The sequence below is a fragment of the Streptomyces sp. NPDC060064 genome, from assembly GCF_042736455.1.
In the GTDB taxonomy this organism is placed as follows: domain Bacteria; phylum Actinomycetota; class Actinomycetes; order Streptomycetales; family Streptomycetaceae; genus Streptomyces.
Window position 1 is genome coordinate 124,608 of record NZ_JBHWWF010000015.1, and the last position, 19,584, is coordinate 144,191.

General features: G+C 69.7%; 12 protein-coding genes. 8 read left to right on the forward strand and 4 right to left on the reverse strand.

Annotation, left to right across the window (positions count from 1 at the left end; translation table 11 throughout):
- The first annotated feature begins 455 nt into the window (after positions 1-455).
- From ACFWDI_RS19625 to ACFWDI_RS19660, 8 genes are all read left to right on the forward strand, one after another.
- Positions 456-3,998, forward strand: a complete 3,543-nt coding sequence (locus ACFWDI_RS19625; protein WP_385305513.1) for a nitrate- and nitrite sensing domain-containing protein — start codon at positions 456-458, stop codon at positions 3,996-3,998.
- 9 nt (positions 3,999-4,007) lie between these two features.
- Entirely contained in the window at positions 4,008-4,421 is a 414-nt protein-coding gene (locus ACFWDI_RS19630) for a roadblock/LC7 domain-containing protein (RefSeq protein ID WP_005311457.1), read from the forward strand.
- A gap of 123 nt (positions 4,422-4,544) precedes the next feature.
- Positions 4,545-4,952, forward strand: coding sequence for a DUF742 domain-containing protein (locus tag ACFWDI_RS19635; protein WP_327326297.1), 408 nt, complete (start codon positions 4,545-4,547; stop codon positions 4,950-4,952).
- Positions 4,933-5,514, forward strand: coding sequence for an ATP/GTP-binding protein (locus ACFWDI_RS19640; protein WP_385305516.1), 582 nt, complete (start codon positions 4,933-4,935; stop codon positions 5,512-5,514). Before ACFWDI_RS19635 ends, ACFWDI_RS19640 begins: the two co-directional genes overlap by 20 nt.
- Before the next feature lie 339 nt (positions 5,515-5,853).
- Positions 5,854-9,015, forward strand: a complete 3,162-nt coding sequence (locus ACFWDI_RS19645) for a nitrate- and nitrite sensing domain-containing protein (RefSeq protein ID WP_385305518.1) — start codon at positions 5,854-5,856, stop codon at positions 9,013-9,015.
- Positions 9,016-9,025: 10 nt separating this feature from the next.
- Complete coding sequence (locus ACFWDI_RS19650; protein ID WP_189972015.1) at positions 9,026-9,439, forward strand: roadblock/LC7 domain-containing protein; 414 nt, start codon at positions 9,026-9,028, stop codon at positions 9,437-9,439.
- A 96-nt stretch (positions 9,440-9,535) separates the two neighbouring features.
- The gene (locus tag ACFWDI_RS19655; protein ID WP_362687734.1) at positions 9,536-10,096 is read left to right on the forward strand and encodes a DUF742 domain-containing protein; all 561 of its coding nucleotides are present in this window, start codon (positions 9,536-9,538) and stop codon (positions 10,094-10,096) included.
- Positions 10,077-10,658: an ATP/GTP-binding protein gene (locus ACFWDI_RS19660; RefSeq protein WP_050791473.1), complete on the forward strand. Its 582-nt coding sequence runs from the start codon at positions 10,077-10,079 to the stop codon at positions 10,656-10,658. The genes ACFWDI_RS19655 and ACFWDI_RS19660 overlap by 20 nt, the downstream gene beginning before the upstream one ends.
- A gap of 340 nt (positions 10,659-10,998) precedes the next feature.
- On the opposite strand, the gene ACFWDI_RS19665 is transcribed toward ACFWDI_RS19660, so the two are convergent.
- From ACFWDI_RS19665 to ACFWDI_RS19680, 4 genes are all read right to left on the reverse strand, one after another.
- Entirely contained in the window at positions 10,999-11,217 is a 219-nt protein-coding gene (locus tag ACFWDI_RS19665; RefSeq protein ID WP_385305521.1) for an acyl-CoA carboxylase subunit epsilon, read from the reverse strand.
- A 30-nt stretch (positions 11,218-11,247) separates the two neighbouring features.
- Positions 11,248-12,831, reverse strand: a complete 1,584-nt coding sequence (locus ACFWDI_RS19670) for an acyl-CoA carboxylase subunit beta (RefSeq protein ID WP_385305523.1) — start codon at positions 12,829-12,831, stop codon at positions 11,248-11,250.
- A gap of 154 nt (positions 12,832-12,985) precedes the next feature.
- Positions 12,986-15,292, reverse strand: a complete 2,307-nt coding sequence (locus ACFWDI_RS19675; RefSeq protein WP_385305525.1) for a polysaccharide lyase 8 family protein — start codon at positions 15,290-15,292, stop codon at positions 12,986-12,988.
- A 252-nt stretch (positions 15,293-15,544) separates the two neighbouring features.
- The gene (locus ACFWDI_RS19680; RefSeq protein ID WP_385305527.1) at positions 15,545-19,432 is read right to left on the reverse strand and encodes an endo-alpha-N-acetylgalactosaminidase family protein; all 3,888 of its coding nucleotides are present in this window, start codon (positions 19,430-19,432) and stop codon (positions 15,545-15,547) included.
- Between the last annotated feature and the right edge of the window lie 152 nt (positions 19,433-19,584).

Consider the following 19,584-nt stretch of genomic DNA (forward strand, 5'->3'; position numbering starts at 1 on the left):
TCTACGTGTGAGTTTCCTCACGAGTTGACGGTCAATTCGGTCATTCCAGACGGTCAACCACTTTCAGCGAAACGGACATTGCCCCACTGAAGCCAACATTCCGCTCCTGATCATGGCGACTGGGACACCCTCCACCCCGAGCGACTCGTAGGGAAAGGTCCGTTTCCTCCGCACCCTCTTTCTACGTCTTGTGACACAACGCTCACACCGTGTCACCCAGGTCACAGCCCGGTACGCGGCTCTTGTTGGAGATCCTGCTCTGTGCTGGAATTCCACGCACCGCCGCGGGTTTCAGGCCGGCGCGCAAGGGCGCAACGCAGCGCCGAGTGGCGGCGGGGAAGGGGGATCAGCGCCGGTCACTGACGACCACCATGGGGCGCGTTCTTCGCCCCACGACGCCGACACCGTCTCGCCGTTCACGCGGAGGGACGCCTGGTCCAGAGGTTGCGACGCTAGTGCAGGGACGTTTCAAGAGGGATGGCAGCGCTGCGGCGGAACAGGAGCCGCGTGGCGGGACCGACCGCGGTTCCTCGCCCCAGCACACCCAAAACCAGGGACCGGCAGCGCCCGGCGACAGCGGTGACCGTGCCGCGCGCCCCGGTGCGGCCGCACCAGGCGGCGACGGGCCCAAGCCCCCGCTGAAATCCAAGGGACCCACGGACACCGGTTCGCGAATAGCCCTGCGCAACTGGCGCATCAGCACGCGTCTGGTGTCCCTGCTCACCCTGCCGGTCGTCGCGGCGACCACGCTGGGCGGACTCCGTATCAACCAGTCCATGGACGATATGAAGCAGCTGGAGCACATGCAGCTGCTGACGGACATGACCAAGCAGGCGACCGCGCTGGCGGAGAAGCTCCAGGCGGAGCGCGACCTGTCCGCGGGCCCGCTGGCCAACGGCGCGAGCGTCGCCGACTTCAAGGTCTCGGAACCACGAGCGGCGACCGACCGGGCCAGGACCTCCTTCCTCGAGACCACCCGGGGCATCCCCAACACGGAGAACGATCAGGCGCTGGAGAGCATCCGCGCCAACGCGAACGAGATCGCCGTCCAGGTCAACGCGCTGACCAAGATCCGCGAGACCGCCTACACCCCGGGCGCCCCGCACTCCCAGACCATCGAGGCCTACAGCCGGCTGATCCAGTCGCTGCTGAGCCTCTCCCAGGACATGGCCCAGGCGACCAGCAACCCGGAGATGATCAAGAGGACGCGTGCCCTGGCGGCGTTCTCCTCCGCCAAGGAGTTCGCCTCCATCCAGCGTGCGGTCATCGCCGCCGCTCTCCCGGGCGGTGCCGACGCGAAGGCCCCGGGCCTCAGCGAACCCGACCGGCTCTACGGTCTGGCCAACCTGGAGAACGGCAAGACCGAGATCAAGGCCTTCAGGGCGATCTACGAGTCCATCGGCGGCAACGCCGATGAACTGACCGACCCGCTGGAGAACGGCAACCCCACGATCAAGGCGTCCGAGCTCTACGCCAAGCGCGTGCTCGACACCAAGGGCGGTCTGGCCACCCAGCCCAAGCGCTCCCACCTGGACTGGACCGACGACTACTCGGTCCGCATCAGGGCGATGGGCACCATCGAGGCCACGCTGCTCGGCCAGATGGAGGCCAAGGCGCGCGAGCTGCGCCAGCAGTCGCAGCGCGACGCGATCATCAACGGTGCGCTCATCCTCGTCGTCCTCGGCGTCTCGCTCGTCGGCGCCTTCGTCGTGGCCCGCTCCATGATCCGCTCGCTGCGCAGGCTGCAGGACACCGCCACCAAGGTCGCCCAGGACCGGCTGCCCGAGCTGGTCAAGCAGCTCTCCGAGGCCGACCCGCAGGACGTCGACACCTCGGTGGAGTCCGTCGGTGTGCACTCCAGGGACGAGATCGGCCAGGTGGCCGCGGCCTTCGACGACGTGCACCGCGAGGCGGTCCGCCTCGCCGCCGAGCAGGCGCTGCTGCGAGGCAACGTCAACGCGATGTTCACCAACCTCTCGCGCCGCAGCCAGGGTCTTATCCAGCGTCAGCTCTCGCTCATCTCCGAGCTGGAGTCCCGCGAGGCCGACCCGGACCAGCTGTCCTCCCTCTTCAAGCTGGACCACCTCGCGACCCGTATGCGCCGGAACGGCGAAAACCTCCTCGTCCTCGCGGGCGAGGAGCCGGGCCGCCGGTGGACCCGGCCGGTTCCGCTGGTCGACGTGCTCCGCGCCGCCGCCTCCGAGGTGGAGCAGTACGAGCGCATCGAACTCGCCTCGGTCCCGACGACCGAGGTCGCGGGACGCGTCGTCAACGACCTTGTGCACCTCCTCGCCGAGCTGCTCGAGAACGCGACCTCCTTCTCCTCCCCGCAGACCAAGGTCCGCGTCACCGGTCACGCGCTGCCCGACGGGCGTGTGCTCGTCGAGATCCACGACACCGGTATCGGTCTCTCGCCCGAGGACCTCGCGGCGATCAACGAGCGGCTCGCCTCGCCGCCCACCGTGGACGTCTCGGTGTCGCGACGGATGGGTCTGTTCGTGGTCGGCCGGCTGTCCCTGCGACACGGCATCCGTATCCAGCTGCGTCCCTCCGACTCCGGCGGTACGACCGCGCTGGTCATGCTGCCCGTCGATGTCGCCAACGGCGGCAAGAAGGTCCCGAACATGCCCGGTGCGGGCGGCCAGGGCGCCGTTCCCTCGGGGCCCGGCGGCCGTCCGGGCGGCGGCCCCGGTGCGAACGGCGGCGGCCGTCCCGGTCTCGGCGGTGCTCCCTCGGGTGGACTGGGCGGTGCTCCGGCCGGCGGCCGGTTCGGCGCCGGTGCGCCGCGCGGCCAGGTCGGTGCGGGCGCGGCTCCGCGTGCCGCGCTGCCGCCCCGCCAGGGACAGGGTCAGGGTCAGCAGGGCGGTCAGAGCCAGGGTCAGGGCGGCGGTCTCGCCGGCGCCTTCGGCTCGGGCACGGGCCGGGGCGCCCCGAGCGCTCCGGTGCGCAACGAGGCACGCCAGAACGGCTTCCAGCAGGGTGCTCCGGGCGCGGGTGACCGCGGCCGTCAGCTGCCGCCCTCCGGCGGCCCGCGTGCCGAGCTGCCCGGTGGCAGCTCCTCGCACCGCCGGGAGGAGCCGCAGCGTCCACAGCGGCCGCAGGCCACCAGCTGGGGCAGCGAGCAGCCGTCCGCCCCGCAGCAGCGTCCGTCCGCGGATGCGCCGCGCGGCCACGAGGACAACGAGTCCACCCGCGGTCCCGGCTCCACGGCCGAGTTCGCACGGCCCGACTTCAACGGGCCGCCGCCGCGCGGCGGTGACCGGGGCGCAGGTTTGGGTGCCGATTCCACCGGGCAGTTCGTACGTCCCGATGTGTTCGGCGCCCAGGACTCCTCCACCTCGGGCCAGTTCGCCCGTCCGAACACGGGCGCCCCGCAGCCGCCGGCCCCCTCCCCCAACCCGCGTCGGCGCGGTGGCCGGGACAACGCCGACTACGGAGTGCCGCGTCCGGCGCACAACGCACTGCCGCCGCAGCCCCAGCCGGAGGCACTGCCGCCGGCCGGTCCCGGCGACGGCCGTACGCCGCTGTACGACACCCTTGAGACGAACTGGTTCCACGGCCCGCAGAGCGGTCAGCCCGCCGAGCAGCCGCAGGCTCCCGCCGTCCCGCCGCAGCCGACGGAGCGTCCCGCTCCGCCGATGCCGCAGCGCACCCCGGCGCCGACCCCGGTGACCCCGGGCAACGCGCCCAACGCGAGTGGTGCCACCTGGCGCACCTCGCCCAATGACGAGTTGGTACGCCAGGCCGAGCGGGTCAGGAAGCCCGCGGCGGGCGGCGTCACCACCTCCGGTCTGCCTCGCCGGGTCCCGCGCGCCAACCTTGTGCCGGGCACCGCGCAGGAGCAGAACCACCAGGCCGGTCCGCAGGTTTCGCGTGCTCCCGATGACGTACGCGGCCGGCTGACCAATCTCCGTCGGGGCATTCAGCAGGGTCGTCAGCAGAGCAGCTCGACGACCGGCAGCTTCGACCTCGGCCCCACTCACCAGCAGGAGCGTTAGTTGAGTCCGATGAGCCAGGCGGCGCAGAATCTGAACTGGTTGATCACCAACTTCGTGGACAACACCCCTGGGGTGTCTCACACGGTGGTGGTCTCCGCCGACGGTCTTCTGCTGGCAATGTCCGAAGGTTTCCCCCGCGACCGCGCCGACCAGCTGGCGGCCGTGGCGTCCGGACTCACCTCGCTGACCGCGGGGGCGTCCCGGATCTTCGAAGGCGGTCCGGTCAGCCAGACCGTCGTCGAGATGGAGCGCGGTTTCCTCTTCCTCATGTCCGTCTCGGACGGTTCCTCGCTGGCCGTACTCGCGCACCCCGACTGCGACATCGGCCTCGTCGGCTACGAGATGGCACTTCTGGTGGACCGGGCCGGCAGCGTCCTCACTCCGGACCTGCGCGCCGAGCTTCAGGGAAGCCTTTTGCACTGAACCGCCTCCCCCCACAGGTAATTCAGGTACGCGCCACCGCACAGCCACTGTCAGGTCGCCAAGGCCCCCCACCGGCCCAGTCAGACGGCACGCAGACCACTTGCTGTCACGCCCGGAGGATTCATGACCCCGCCACCCGCCTCTCACGATCCGTACGGCGCCTCAGTCGACGCGTCGTACGGATTTGAAGGCGATCAGCCGCTGGTCCGTCCGTACGCCATGACCGGCGGCCGGACCCGGCCGCGCTACCAGCTCGCCATAGAGGCACTGGTCAGCACCACGGCCGACCCGGCGCACCTCGGGACACTGCTCCCCGAGCACCAGCGGATCTGTCACCTGTGCCGTGAGGTCAAGTCGGTGGCAGAGGTGTCGGCGCTGTTGTCGATGCCGCTCGGGGTCGCTCGGATCCTCGTGGCCGACCTGGCGGAGGCGGGCATGGTGGCGATCCATCAGCCGGGCAACGGAGAGGCCGGCGGCACGCCGGACGTGACACTGCTCGAAAGGGTGCTCAGTGGACTTCGCAAGCTCTAGCGGCGGTGCAGCCCGCTCAACCACCAGCGCGAAGATCGTGGTGGCGGGCGGCTTCGGCGTGGGCAAGACCACGTTCGTCGGCGCCGTCTCGGAGATCAACCCGCTGCGTACCGAAGCCGTCATGACCAGCGCCTCCGCGGGCATCGACGACCTGACCCACACCGGGGACAAGACCACCACCACGGTGGCCATGGACTTCGGCCGTATCACCCTGGACCAGGACCTGATCCTGTACCTGTTCGGCACGCCCGGCCAGGACCGCTTCTGGTTCATGTGGGACGACCTGGTCCGCGGCGCCATCGGCGCCATCGTGCTGGTCGACACCCGCCGCCTCGCCGACTGCTTCCCGGCGGTCGACTACTTCGAGAACAGCGGGCTGCCGTTCGTCGTCGCCCTCAACGGCTTCGAGGGACATCAGCCCTACAACCCCGAAGAAGTACGCGAAGCCCTGCAGATCGGCCCGGACGCACCCATCATCACCACCGACGCCCGCCACCGCGCGGACGCCAAGAGCGCACTCATCACGCTGGTCGAGCACGCCCTGATGGCCCGGCTCAAGTAGACGGCGAGATACGGCAGTTGTCGTAGTTGTATGGGGGTGGGCTGTGTCCTTTGACACGGCCCGCCTTCGTGTTCATAACATTTCGAGAGAGAATTAACGCGCCTCGGACACCCGCCGCGTACGACTGGTACCGCTGCGCTCATATTGACCTCGCCATTTGATGCGGCTTGGCATTTATGCCCGTTTTATCTGAGGCGTACGCCACTCGGAATGGCTGATTCCAACTGTTTGGAACGGACCCCTTCCACGTGCTGGAATTCGGCGAACTCCCCAGTAGTAGAGCTCTGAACGAAACACACGGCACAGCGTAGGTGCCGACGCCGAGAGGTTGTTGGTCGAGTGAGGCGAAGCATGACGAGCTCCGCAGAGCAGCAGGCGCGGGGCAACTTCACCCCGCCGCAGCGCGCAGCGGCGTCGCCTGCGATTGAGCCCGGTCCGCCGGCCCCGGCCGCCGGCAGCTCAAGCCGGCTGTCCCCGCGCAACTGGCGAGTGCCCACCCGCCTGAACGCGATCCTCCTCATCCCCGTGCTCGTCGGGCTGGTGATGGGCGGCTTCCAGGTCAAGTCCTCCATCAACACCTGGAACGAGGCGCAGGACGCCGAGAAGACGGCGCTGATCGTGCGCGCCGCCTCGGAGTACGGCCAGGCACTGCTCAACGAGCGTGACCTCACGGCGCCGTATCTGCTCGCCGGTGCCCGCAAGGATCCGCACGTCACCAACGCGTACGCGACCACGGACGACGCGAAGCAGAAGTTCGACCTGGCCGTCCAGGACCTGCCCGAGAAGCAGGGCCTGGAGCGCCGTCTGAGTCTCTTCCGGGCCGAGGAGCCCAGCCTCGCCGACCTGCGCAAGACCGCGTACATCGAGGGCATCGAGTCCAAGTCCGCGGTCGGCACCGAAGAGGGCTACGTCAAGGTCCAGCACTCGCTGATGGAGTTCTCCAACGAGCTCGGCCTCGGCACCGGCAACATCACCAGCTACGGCCGTACGGTCTACGCGATCCAGCTGGCCAAGGCCGCCGCGTCGCTGCAGCGCTCCATCGGCCTGCACCTGCTGATCCGTCCCAGCGGGGACGACACGACCCGTGCCAAGCAGACCATCGCGTTCAACTCGTACAACTACCTTGAGCAGATCGCGCTCGGTGAGTACGTCTCCGGCGGTACGCAGGAAGACACCGACAACCTGCAGCAGATCATGGCGGGCAAGGCCGTCGCGGGCGAGAGGCAGCTGAAGGCCGCTGGTCTCAACCCGCCGCGGGACCCGAAGGGCAACGTCCTGCCCGGCATGGCCGCCAAGATCGGCCAGGGGCTGAGCCCCAAGCAGCTGAAGAAGATCGACGTCACGCCCACCACCTGGATGGCCGCGTCCACCGCCAAGTTCGACGGCTACACCGAGATCGAGAACGACCTCGTCGACAAGGCCGTGACCGAGGCCGCCCAGATCTCCGACGACGCCAAGCAGGACGCCATCGTCAACGGCGCCATCGTCGTGATCGCCCTGCTCACCGCCTTCATCCTGGCCGGGCTCATGGCCCGCCAGATGAGCCGCTCGATGCGCCAGCTGCGTACCGCCGCGTTCGGCATCGCCGAGCAGCGTCTGCCGATGCTGGTCGACCAGCTCTCGCGTACGGAGCCGGGCCGCGTCGACACCCGTGTGCAGCCGATCCCGATCGACACTCTGGACGAGATCGGCGAAGTCGCCCGCGCCTTCGACCAGGTCCACCGCGAGGCCGTCCGGCTCGCCGCCGAGCAGGCCATGCTCCGTGGCAACGTCAACGCGATCTTCACCAACCTCTCTCGCCGTAACCAGTCGCTGATCGAGGGCCAGCTGACCCTGATCACCGACCTGGAGAACAACGAGGCCGACCCGGACCAGCTGGAGAACCTCTTCAAGCTGGACCACCTGGCGACCCGTATGCGCCGCAACGGCGAGAACCTCCTGGTCCTCGCCGGCGAGGAGCCGGGGCGCCGCTGGAACCAGCCGGTGCCGCTGGTCGACGTGCTCCGCGCCGCCTCCTCGGAGGTGGAGTCCTACGAGCGCATCGAGATGACGGGCGTACCGGAGACGGAGATCCACGGCCAGGCCGTGACCGACCTTGTGCACCTGCTGGCCGAGCTGCTGGAGAACGCCACGACGTTCTCCTCGCCGCAGACCAAGGTCCGCGTGACGGCCACCCGGCTGCCCGACGGTCGCGTCATGGTCGAGATCCACGACAAGGGCATCGGCCTGACCGCCGAGGACTTCGCCGACATCAACCACAAGCTGGCCAACCCGCCGACGGTGGATGCCGCTGTCTCGCAGCGCATGGGCCTGTTCGTGGTCGGCCGCCTTGCCGACCGGCACGGCATCCGGGTCCAGCTGCGCCCCTCGGGCGAGCAGGCCGGCACCACCTCACTGGTCATGCTTCCCGACGCCATCACCCACGGTGGCGGTGGCGAGGCGCTGCCCGAGGACGACTTCACTGTCTCCCAGATCATTCCGGAGCAGCAGGCGTTCGAGCCCGCCCCGATCCAGGCCCCGCCGATGCGCACCGCCGCGGAACTCGGCTTCGACGACTCCCGGTACGACGATCCCTCGGACGCCTCTCCGCAGCTCGACCCGGTGGGCCGCTCGCTGATGCGTGAGGAGCGCCGTGCCGCGCTGGAGGCGCAGGCACAGGGCGGCGAGCACCCGCTCTACCGCGACGAGGTGGACTACTCGCAGGGGCAGCAGCAGTACGCCTCCGAGTACGGCCAGGACTACTCGCAGGAGTACGCCCAGGAGCAGCCGCAGGCGTACGACGGCTACCAGCAGTCCGGCGGTTACCCGGAGCCCCAGGAGCACCACGAGTCGGCATATGCGGAAGCCAATTACCAGGCTCCGCAGACCCCGGAGCCACAGTACGACGGCCAGTTCGACACCCAGTCCCACCAGGGAGACTGGTCGAATCAAGGTACGTACCAGGGTGGGTTCGAGCCTGATTACCGGAGCGAACCGGAATCTGCACCCAGCGCCCCCACGAACGTCTCCGAGCGCGTAGGCTTCGAACGTCCGGGACCCGCTCCGAGCAGCAGCCACGCAACGACCAACGCCGGTCTGCCGCGGCGCGGCAGCATTCAGCAGTCGCAGCCCCAGCAGCAGTGGCAGCAGCCCGCCGAGCAGGCCAAACAGGCTCCGCAGGGCGCTCAGGCCGAGGCGGACGGCAGCAGCAACGGTGCCGGCCCCGAGGACTGGCGCTCGACCAACGACGAGCGCTGGCAGCGGGCGGAGAAGCTCCGCGAGCCGAAGGCGGGCGGAGTCACCTCCTCCGGTCTTCCGCGGCGGGTGCCCAAGGCGAACCTCGTCGAGGGCACGGCTGAACAGACCCCGCAGGGCGGACCTCAGGTCTCCCGCGCCCCTGAGGACGTGCGTGGCAGGTTGAGCAACCTGCGGCGCGGTGTCCAGCAGGGACGCAACGCGGGGACGGACACGAACGGATCGGGCTTCGGCCCGGGCAGTAGTACCTACAACCAGGAGCGTTAGTGTGAGCCCGATGAGCCAGGCGGCGCAGAATCTGAACTGGTTGATCACCAACTTCGTGGACAACACCCCTGGGGTGTCCCACACCGTGGTGGTCTCCGCCGACGGACTCCTGCTGGCGATGTCCGAAGGTTTCCCGCGTGACCGCGCCGATCAGCTGGCGGCCGTAGCCTCCGGGCTGACCTCGCTGACCGCGGGAGCGTCCCGGATCTTCGAAGGCGGCGCGGTCAACCAGACGGTGGTGGAGATGGAACGAGGCTTCCTCTTCCTCATGTCCGTCTCCGACGGTTCCTCGCTGGCCGTACTCGCACACCCCGAGGCCGACATCGGCCTGGTGGGTTACGAGATGGCTCTGCTCGTGGACCGGGCGGGCAGTGTGCTCACCCCGGACCTGCGTGCAGAGCTCCAGGGAAGTCTTCTCAACTAACAGGCAGACAGTGCGTTTCACGCCACCGCACCGTAGTGTGCGGTGGCGCGGCTCCACAGGGACATGGACCGGCGACCGGCAGTCGGAGGAGGAAACGTGGCAACACCCCCAGGCGGACGCCCGTATGACGGTGCTCACCAGACGCCGGGTGATCACTCTCAGAACCGCTTCAACTTCCCCTCCACGCCGAGCAGACAGGGCACCCAACAGCCTTACCAGCAGCCGCAGCAGCCGTACGACCCGTCGTACGACCAGCCGCAGCCGCGCATCCAGCCGGTGCAGCCGCGACGGGCGCCGGAGCCCGCTCCCGCGGCGCACAACCCCTTGGTGCGCCCGTACGCCATGACCGGCGGCCGTACCCGGCCGCGCTACCAGCTCGCCATCGAGGCACTGGTCAGCACCACGGCCGATCCCGCCCGGCTGCAAGGGCAGTTGCCCGAGCACCAGCGGATCTGCCGGCTGTGCTTCGAGATCAAGTCGGTCGCCGAGATCTCGGCACTTCTCACCATCCCCCTCGGCGTTGCCCGGATCCTCGTCGCCGACCTGGCGGAGGCCGGACTTGTCGCCATTCACCAGCCCGGCGGCGACGAGTCCGCCGGCGGCCAGCCAGCCGTGACACTGCTCGAAAGGGTGCTCAGTGGACTTCGCAAGCTCTAGCGGCGGTGCAGCCCGCTCAACCACCAGCGCGAAGATCGTGGTGGCGGGCGGCTTCGGCGTGGGCAAGACCACGTTCGTCGGCGCCGTCTCGGAGATCAACCCGCTGCGTACCGAGGCCGTGATGACGTCTGCGTCCGCGGGCATCGACGACCTGACCCACACCGGGGACAAGACCACCACCACGGTGGCCATGGACTTCGGCCGTATCACCCTGGACCAGGACCTGATCCTGTACCTGTTCGGCACGCCCGGCCAGGACCGCTTCTGGTTCATGTGGGACGACCTGGTCCGCGGCGCCATCGGCGCGGTGGTCCTGGTGGACACGCGCCGTCTCGCCGACTGCTTCCCCGCCGTCGACTACTTCGAGAACAGCGGCCTGCCGTTCGTCATCGCCCTCAACGGCTTCGACGGACACCAGCCGTACAACCCCGAAGAGGTCCGTGAGGCGCTGCAGATCGGCCCGGACACCCCGATCATCACGACGGACGCCCGCCACCGCGCGGACGCCAAGAGCGCACTCATCACCCTGGTCGAGCACGCCCTGATGGCCCGCCTGCGGTAGCCGGTACCGCGGTCGCCTGTCTCTGCGGAAGCCCCCGCGCTCCTTTGGGAGTTGCGGGGGCTTCCCGCGTGTGCGGGGCGCCTGCGGCGGGCTTGTCCCCCACCTGGGGCTCTGCCCCGGACCCCGCGCCTCAATCGCCGGCGAGGCTTGATGTGCCCGGGCATATCAAGCCCGTCCGGCGATTGAGGACACGCCCGCAGGCCGTCCGGGGGTCTGGGGCGGAGCCCCCCACGCGGCGGAGCCGCACATCGGCACAGCGGGAAGGGGCGGGGTGGGGGAACAAGAAGACCCCAGCACCCGCTCAGGGCGCTGGGGTCTTCGTACGCGGCGGGGGGCTGGATCAGCCCTGCCAGCTGTGGGCCGTGCGGAAGCCGGACTGGCGCTCCAGACGGCGCCAGCCGGCCGCGGAGCGGCGGCGGTGGGTCGGGACAGCGTCGGGCTGGGACGCCGCGCGGGCGAGCAGCACCGCGGTGATCGCGGCCAGCTCCTCGGGGTCGGCATGACCCTTCTCCACGCGCAGCAGGGAGGAGGACGCAGAGGCCTCTGCAGGAGTGCTCATGGCTGTTCGGGCTCCAGACTCTTCGCAGGGTTACTGCGGGGGGTTGCCGTGCTTGCGCGACGGCAGGTCGGCGTGCTTGGTGCGGAGCATGGCGAGGGATGCGATCAGCACCTCGCGCGTCTCGGACGGGTCGATGACGTCGTCGACCAGGCCGCGCTCCGCGGCGTAGTAGGGGTGCATCAGCTCGGCCTTGTACTCCTTGACCATGCGTACCCGCATGGCCTCGGGGTCCTCGGCTTCGGCGATCTGCCTGCGGAAGATGACATTGGCGGCACCTTCGGCGCCCATCACCGCGATCTCGTTGGTCGGCCAGGCGTAGGTGAGGTCCGCGCCGATGGACTGGGAGTCCATGACGATGTAGGCACCGCCGTACGCCTTGCGCAGGATCAGCGAGATCCTCGGCACCGTCGCGTTGCAGTACGCGTACAGCAGCTTCGCGCCGTGCCTGATGATTCCACCGTGCTCCTGGTCGACGCCCGGCAGGAAGCCGGGGACGTCCAAAAGGGTGATGATCGGGATGTTGAAGGCGTCGCACATCTGCACGAAGCGCGCTGCCTTCTCGGAGGCCTCGATGTCCAGGACACCGGCCAGGGACTGCGGCTGGTTGGCGACGATGCCGACCACCTGGCCGTCGAGACGGGCCAGTGCGCAGATGATGTTGCGGGCCCAGCGCTCGTGGATCTCGAGGTAGTCGCCGTCGTCGACGAGCTCCTCGATCACCTTGTGCATGTCGTACGGGCGGTTTCCGTCCGCCGGTACGAGGTCCAGGAGTACGTCGGAGCGCCGGTCGGCGGGGTCCTCGGCGTGTGCGACCGGCGGGTTCTCGCGGTTGTTGGAGGGGAGCATCGCCAGCAGGTAGCGGACCTCCGCGATGCAGGTCTCCTCGTCGTCGTACGCGAAGTGCGCGACGCCGGAGGTCTCGGCGTGCACATCCGCGCCGCCGAGCCCGTTCTGCGTGATCTCCTCACCGGTGACGGCCTTGACCACATCCGGTCCGGTGATGAACATCTGCGAGGTCTCACGGACCATGAACACGAAGTCCGTCAGCGCCGGCGAGTACGCCGCGCCGCCCGCGCACGGGCCGAGCATCACGCTGATCTGCGGGATGACACCGGACGCGCGGGTGTTGCGCTGGAAGATGCCGCCGTAGCCGGCCAGCGCCGAGACGCCCTCCTGGATACGGGCGCCGGCGCCGTCGTTCAGCGAGACCAGCGGCGCACCGGCCGAGATCGCCATGTCCATGATCTTGTGGATCTTCGTGGCGTGGGCCTCGCCCAGCGCGCCGCCGAAGATCCGGAAGTCGTGCGCGTAGACAAAGACCGTCCGGCCCTCGACCGTGCCCCAGCCGGTGATGACACCGTCGGTGTACGGCTTCTTGGCCTCCAGGCCGAAGCCGGTCGCCCGGTGCCGGCGCAGCTGCTCGACCTCCCTGAACGAACCCTCGTCCAGCAACAGCGCGATGCGCTCACGGGCGGTCAGCTTGCCCTTGGCATGCTGGGCCTGGGTGGCACGCTCGCTCGGCCCGCTCCGGGCCTGCTCGCGCAGATCGTGCAGCTCGGCCACACGCCCACGCGCGTCGCTCGGCTCGCTGGAGGTCTCGTCCAAAACGGTCATGCATCGACCCTACGGATCCGACCAAGAAAACCCTGCCGTCGACTCCGTACAGTCTCCGGAGCCATCTCCTGTCGGCCTTGAACAGAACCATTTCGCACTGCAGCCCAACTACCAGCTCAGGGCCACCAAGCTTTGTGGAGGTTCAACAAGCCGTTCACCTGAGAGCCACCTCACAGTGCTGGGTGGCTCCGGCGGTCCCGGCAGCGATCCGCAGCCGCAGCGACCGGCCGGTGGCGAGCACTTCGACGGACGCGTCCTTGCTGGTCACCTTGCGCACGGGATGATTCCAGGTGATCTCCACGGGCGCTCCGGTACGCGGCGGCTCACTGATGTGGAGGGTTGCGGTGTGGCGATTACTCCGTACGAGGGCACTCGCCTCGGCCGTTGAGGTGAGCCGGCCCACCGTACCGGGCTGCCAGAAGTTCGCCGCGGTCAGTCCCAGGGAGCGGACGGACACGGCCTGGCATGCCCCGGTGTTGGCGAGGATCTCCAGCCAGTGCTTGTCCCGGGCGCGGGCGGCGAGGGTGCGGCGGCTCGCGCCGGGCATCAGCAGATACACGTACGACGCGTCCGCCGGGTCGGTGCCGTGGTCGAGCCAGAGGGTCTGGTAGCGGCGGGTGACGCGCTCGGTGGAGCTGGTGGTGTTGATGTCGCTCCAGGCGCCGGTCCGGTCCTCGCGCAGGGTGCGCGGCGGCTCCGTACCGTCCGGGAAGATCCAGCCGCCGTGGCCTTCGAGGTGTGCCCAGCCGATCCCGGCCGTGAAGTCGTTCGTACCGTCGGCGCCGAGGTTGCGGTTGTCCACGATGGTCTCGACGGGCACTCCGTCGGTGCTCGAGATGCCCGCGCCGAGGCAGACGACCGCGTCGGCGGCGCAGAACCAGGACTTACGGGCCTGCAGGGTGGAGCCGAGGCCGAGCAGATGCTGGCCGACGGCCGCGAACTCGCCGTCGCTCGCGCCGCCCACCCATTTCGCGGCGGGCTTGGGCTCGCCCCATTCGCCGCCCGCCCGGTCGGCAAGTCGCTTGGTCGACACGGTCGTTCCGGGCAGCCGGTAAGGGTCGACGGTGGGCCAGAACCAGTTGGTGTACTGGTCCCCCGCCGCCTCGCCCGGCCACCAGTAGAGCATTCCGGCGCCGGTGTGCCAGCCGCGCGGATTCTCGCCGTTGCCGCACTCGTAGTACGCGATCCGCTCCGAGGCCATGGAGATGTTCGCGGCCCAGCCGGGCCGGCGGTGCACGGCCCGGTCCATCGCGGCGAAGAGCTGATGGCCGACCGGCTCGGGCGCGGCGGGCACGGGTGCGGCGGCGACCGCGTGGAGCCTGGAGAGGTCGGCGACGCCGAACTGCCGGCCGGTGAGGATCGGCGTGGTGGTGTCCCGTCCGATCCAGCCCTTGATCCGGGCGTGCCAGCGGTCCCGCTCGGCGGCGGAGGCGCCGCCCGCGAGGAGCGCGATGGCGGCGATCAGCCCCTGCCCGTGGAAGTGGTCGCTGCGCATGATCCTGCGCTCGTCGCTCTTGAGGTAACCCCGGCTGATGGCACGGCCGTTGACGCTGTCCATCATCAGCCCGTTGTAGATCAGTGGCGCGTACGCGTGCTCGACGCTGTCCAGGATGATCTGCCGGTTCGGGTCGGTGACGGCCCAGGTCGAGCCGGCGAGGAGTGCGAAGAGGCGGCCGAGGCCGTCGAGCATCACCTGTCCGTACGTCCCGGAGTAGGCGACCCAGGTGTGCTGGACGAACGAGCCGTCGGCGTAGAGGCCGTCGCCCTTGGTGACGTAAGGGAAGACGGGCGAGAGGGCGTCGCGGGCCAGCGCGATCTTCCCGGGGGCCCTGCCGAGGACGCCGCGCAGGGTGACGGAGCGACAGAGGTCGACGCGGTTGGCGCCGGTGGATGTGCCGGTGTAGTCGCCGAGCACGGTGTCGGGGATGAAGTGGTCGACGGCGGCGAAGGCCTGCGCCCGCCGGGTCTCGGTGAGCTGGTCGTGGAGGACGGCGACGATGTCCATGAGGAGGCGGGGGCTGCCGATCTGCCACTCCCACCAGTTGCCGTAGCGGGTGGTGGAGGGGTTGTAGATCCTCGCGGCGAGATGGTCGAGCCCGCGGATGATGTCGGCGAGGAGCCCGGCGTCGCCGGTGAGGCCGGTGCCCTGCTGCGCGTACGCCTGGGTCATGGTCCACAGGCGGCTGTAGCTCTGGGTGATGCCGGAGGGCGGGTCGAAGCGGTAGCCGGGCCACAGCGAGGTGTCGGTGGGGGCCATGGAGGCGCGGAATCCGGCGGCGAGCCTTCCGGTCTCGGCGAGGCGGGAGGCGTACGGCTCGGCGGTCGGGTCGTAGCCGGTGCCGAGGCCGATCTCCAGCCAGCGCAGCCGCAGGGTCTCGTACTCGTCGTCGTACTCGTCGGCCATCGCATGTCCCGGAGAGGTGAAGGCAAGAGCGCTTGCTCCGGCGGTGGCGAGAAACATTCGGCGGGACCATGCGGGCGGCAGCGGCACGAGAGCCTCCGGAACGGAAGTGGCGTAGACCGGTTGCCCGTTGGTCTAGCACGCACTTCTCCATGCGTTCAATGGGCATGACAGGAGTGGTGGAAAGCGCTTGCCCCTCGGTCTCCGTATTCCACACGAGGGACAAGCGCCGCTCAAGGGACACGCCGTGGCTCCGCCCGGAACCCGTGCCTCAATCGCCGGCGAGGCTGAAGGATCCAGCCCGCGCCGCAGTTACCCACCGCACCGGAAGCGCGCACTCCCCCAGTCGGCGTGGTCATTGCCGTTCCCGTCACCGCCGTCGCCGACGACCAGGTCGGCATAGGACGCGCCGGTGAGCTCCGCGGTGAGCGACCAGGCGGCGTCAGCGGCCTTCAGGACCGGCGACACCACCTTCTCGGCGCCGTCGGCAAACACGCTGAACTGCACGCTGCCGCGCGCCGTCTGGACGTCGTCCACGCCCACCTCCGCGGTGAAGGAGGTGCACTTCCCGCCCAGGTAGTAGCGGACCTTCGCCGGGGCGTGCGAGCCGAGGCCCTTGGCGTACGCCACACCACCGATCCTCAGCGGGCTGCCGTCGCCCGTCCCCGTCTCGCCGTTGGACAGATCGCGCTCGACCGGGCCCCAGCCGTTCTCTGTGGCCGTCCAGTCGATGTCGCTCGCCCAGACATCCGCGGTGGGCGGCGGCGGAAGGGTGCGTACGGATGTCTGGGCGCCGAGCTTCCGCGCCTCACCTCCGACCGTGTACGTAGCCTGCGAACTGAGCGTGTACGTCTGGTACTTGGCGTCCGCCGGCGGTGTGACCTGCCAGCTGCCGGCGGCCTTGGCTCCGGGCGCCACCGAGCCGGCGGAGACCGGGCCCGCGGGCTCGGCCGTCCAGCCCTCGGGCAGTGCGAGGCTCAGTGCGACACCGGTCGCGGGCTGCGCCTCGTAGTTGGTGAACGTGGCCTTGACCTCGTTCTTCCGGCCGGGTTCCAGCGTCTCGGCGGCCGGTTCGACGGTGAGCGTCCCGCACGCCGCCTGCTCGGCGGCCGGACCGAGGTCGGTCACGGTGAAGCCGTCGAGGACGAAGTCCGCACCGTCCGGGGCGTCGCCGCGCTTGCGCAGCCCGGTCCAGGTGTCGCCACAGCCCGCCGTGACGGTCTCGGTGAAGTGGCCCGTGGCCTTCCCCCGGCCACCGATGGGAGGTGCCCCCTGCTGTCCGATCGGTGTACGGCGGGTCTCGACGGAGGCCGGGACCCCGTCGGCGCCGATCCGGTCGTAGCCGGTGACCCACTCGTACGCGCCCGCGTGGCTCGACTGGTAGTCGTACTCCACCCGGTAGCTGTGCCCGTTCTTCATCGGCACGGTCCAGGGCGCGGTGCGGTAGACGAGACCGGCGTTCTCCTCGTGGGACTTGAGGGACTCCGCGCCGCTCAGCACGTCGTCGACGAGCTTTCCGTTCCAGCCGGCCTGGGTGTACGGCGCGTGCTTCTGCGCGCTGTGCGTGCGCGGGTCGGTGACGCCGCCCGCGTCGCCTTTGAGGAAGGGGCCCCAGCCCTGGTCGACAGCCTCGAAGTCCTCGTACGCGACCGTGCCCTGCCTGGCCGCCGGAGCGTTCCTGACCACGCGTACGTCGTCGACGCGAACGGTCGCCGTACTGCCGCCCGCCGCCTCGATCCTGAGAGTGGCGGCAGAACCGCGCGGCGCGGTGAAGTTCACCTTGGCGCGCTGGAAGTAGGTGCCGTGCCGGTCGGAGGCCGCGACCTGGTCCTTCGCGGTCGAGCGTGCGACGACCACGGACGCGCCACCGGCGGACAGGGTCGTACGGCGCTCCTTGCCCGGCTGGACCTCGATCCAGGCGGACGCGGTGTACCGGGCGCCCGGCGTGAGTCCGGTCAGCCGCTGGGAGACGGAGGCAGTGCCGCTGCCGCTCAGTACGCCGCTGTTGCGGCCCTGGTCGTCGGTGTGGCGGGCGACCGTGCCCCGCTTGGTCCAGGCGGCCGTCCCGGCGTCGTTGAAGCCTGGGTCGGCGACCGGGCCGCCCTGGCCCCACTGCGGGTCCCGCGGGGCGGGCGCGCGGTCCGGGTAGAGGACGTACGGCTGTCCGGCGGCCGCGGTCAGCGTGATCCGGCCGTCCACGGGCCGTACGGTGCCGGCCTTCACGCGCCCGTTGTCGGTGAGCTTGTACACGCTGTACGACGCCGCGCCGGTCACGGCCCAACTGCTGCTGCCACCGGCCTTGTTGTAGTGGTACAGCTTCGTGCCGCCGTTCCACTGCAACAGATAGCGGTCGCCGTCCAGGACCTTGCGGCCGTGGTCGTAGAACGTGCGGCGGCCGTCCTCGACCGTGCCGCGCAGGCCGCCCGTGAAGGCCAGGTCATTGCCGGTCCAGCGGGTGATCCGCTCATGCTGGAGGTACTTGGCGGGCAGATCGCGCTGCCAGACATTGCCGTAGAAGGCGTTCCAGTCGGTCTCGCCGGTCCAGCCCTCGAAGTCCTCGAGGGCCGTCTGGCCCAGGACCGGATGGTTGTTCCAGACGTCCTTCTCACCGTTGCGGATGAACCGGATGATCTGCGAGTTGAGGCCCTTGTTCGTGGGCCCGCCGTAGTCCAGGTCATTGGCCCAGTGCGACCAGAGCGAGGCCCGCTCGAACTTGTCCGCCCACTCGGTGCCGACGTTCCAGCCCTGCGCCTGCACGGCCTGCATCGTCCTGTCGGCGATCCAGCCGTGGGTGTAGTAGACGTCGATGTAGAGGAAGGAGAGATTGCGGTCGGTCTCGTTCCTCAGCTGCTGGAATCTGCGTGCCAGATCCCCGCTGTTGATGTCCCGGCGCTGGTCGATGTAGTAGCTCTGGTTCAGCCAGTTCCAGCCGGGCTTGGTCTTGTCGACGAGGCTCTCGCTGAAGTGGTGCGCCTCGGGGTACGACTCGGTGGCGTTCACATGCACGCCGAAGGTCGCGCCCCACTTCTTGCCGTCCTTGAGCAGCGTATTGAGGTCCGTGAGGCCGCCGGCGCGCTTGTTGTAGTTGCCGCCGTAGTCCGGGTGCGCCGAGTCATGGCCCTCGGAGCCGTATCCCTTGAGCACCGCCAGCTGCCCCAGCCCGTCCGTGGCGAGCGAGATCCGCTTGACGTCGTCGAGGGTCCGCAGGAACGGGTGCGTGGCCTGGCTGGCGAAGTTGAAGGGGATATGCGTGATCACGCGGTCGGGCGTCTGCCCGCTGCCCGGCGCCTTGACCCCGATCGCACGGAAGGCGACCGCGCCGTCCTGCCAGTCGACCTTGTGGTCGCCGTTGGCGTCGGGCGTGACGACGACCTTCGCCCAGGGAAGGTCCTTGCCGCTCTCCGGGCGCGCAGCGCCACTCCCCCGGTAGGTCCACTGCCCGGACCGGACGCCGACGCGCGTGCTGCCGTCGGCTGCCTTGCGGGCCTGGTGCCAGAAGCGGGCGTCGTCGCCACCGGTCGCGCCGCTCGGCCTGTCGTAGCTGGAGTTCGACTCGACGGCCGCGGCCAGCCGTCCCGTGTTGACCAGTGCGTACGAGGCCCCGACCGGTGCGGGGTCCGGCGCCGTCGCCGCCGTCACCTTGCCGAAGACGTCGGCGGTCCTCGTCGAGTCCGGGTCGAGCCGGGTGAAGGCGGTCTCGGCGCCGGCGTCCGTACTGCCGACCGAGACCAGATCATGGCCGGGGATGTCCAGGGTGCCGACGCGGAAGGCCTCGGTGTCCCGGACGGCGGTGACCTTGAAGGCAGTGGTCCGGCCGGAGACGGAGAGCGTCGCGTCGATCTCGACGCCGGGCAGCTCGGCGAAGGCGAGGGTGTAGGCGGCGCTCGACGCCGTGACGGCGGGCTCGCCCTTCAACCGCACGGTGTACGCCTTGCCGTTGAGGGTGACCGCGGTCACCGCAGCCGTACTCCCGAGAAGCTCGGCTCCGCCGGCACGGTCGGTGTACGAGACCACCCTCGGGAAGTCCTTGGCTACGGCGACCGCGAGCTGGGCGGAGCCGATGACGACGGGGGCTTCGTCCTCGGCCGCGGCCGTCGCCGCCGCGGGGACAGCGGCGGCCGGGAGTGCGGGCCCGGCCAGGGCGAACACGGCGGATGAGGCGGCGACGAGCGCGCACGCCGCATGGAGTCTTCGTGGCATGGGGACTGCGTAGTCCTCCGCTCTCACGACCGTCAACGAAGTCGTGCGCCGAGGCGACCAGTAGTCCAACAACCCCGGCGCGTTAGTCCAAGTCGCCCACCGCAGCGTCAACTTATGAATCGGCCAAGATTGTGAGAGCGCTCTCAGTCACA

Excerpts from the sequence above, each read along its gene's own strand:
- ACFWDI_RS19630 (WP_005311457.1), top strand. The coding sequence starts at position 4,008 with ATGAGCCAGGCGGCGCAGAATCTGAACTGGTTGATCACCAACTTCGTG.
- ACFWDI_RS19635 (WP_327326297.1), top strand. The coding sequence starts at position 4,545 with ATGACCCCGCCACCCGCCTCTCACGATCCGTACGGCGCCTCAGTCGAC.
- ACFWDI_RS19650 (WP_189972015.1), top strand. The coding sequence starts at position 9,026 with ATGAGCCAGGCGGCGCAGAATCTGAACTGGTTGATCACCAACTTCGTG.
- ACFWDI_RS19665 (WP_385305521.1), bottom strand. The coding sequence starts at position 11,217 with ATGAGCACTCCTGCAGAGGCCTCTGCGTCCTCCTCCCTGCTGCGCGTG.
- ACFWDI_RS19670 (WP_385305523.1), bottom strand. The coding sequence starts at position 12,831 with ATGACCGTTTTGGACGAGACCTCCAGCGAGCCGAGCGACGCGCGTGGG.
- ACFWDI_RS19675 (WP_385305525.1), bottom strand. The coding sequence starts at position 15,292 with ATGTTTCTCGCCACCGCCGGAGCAAGCGCTCTTGCCTTCACCTCTCCG.
- ACFWDI_RS19680 (WP_385305527.1), bottom strand. The coding sequence starts at position 19,432 with ATGCCACGAAGACTCCATGCGGCGTGCGCGCTCGTCGCCGCCTCATCC.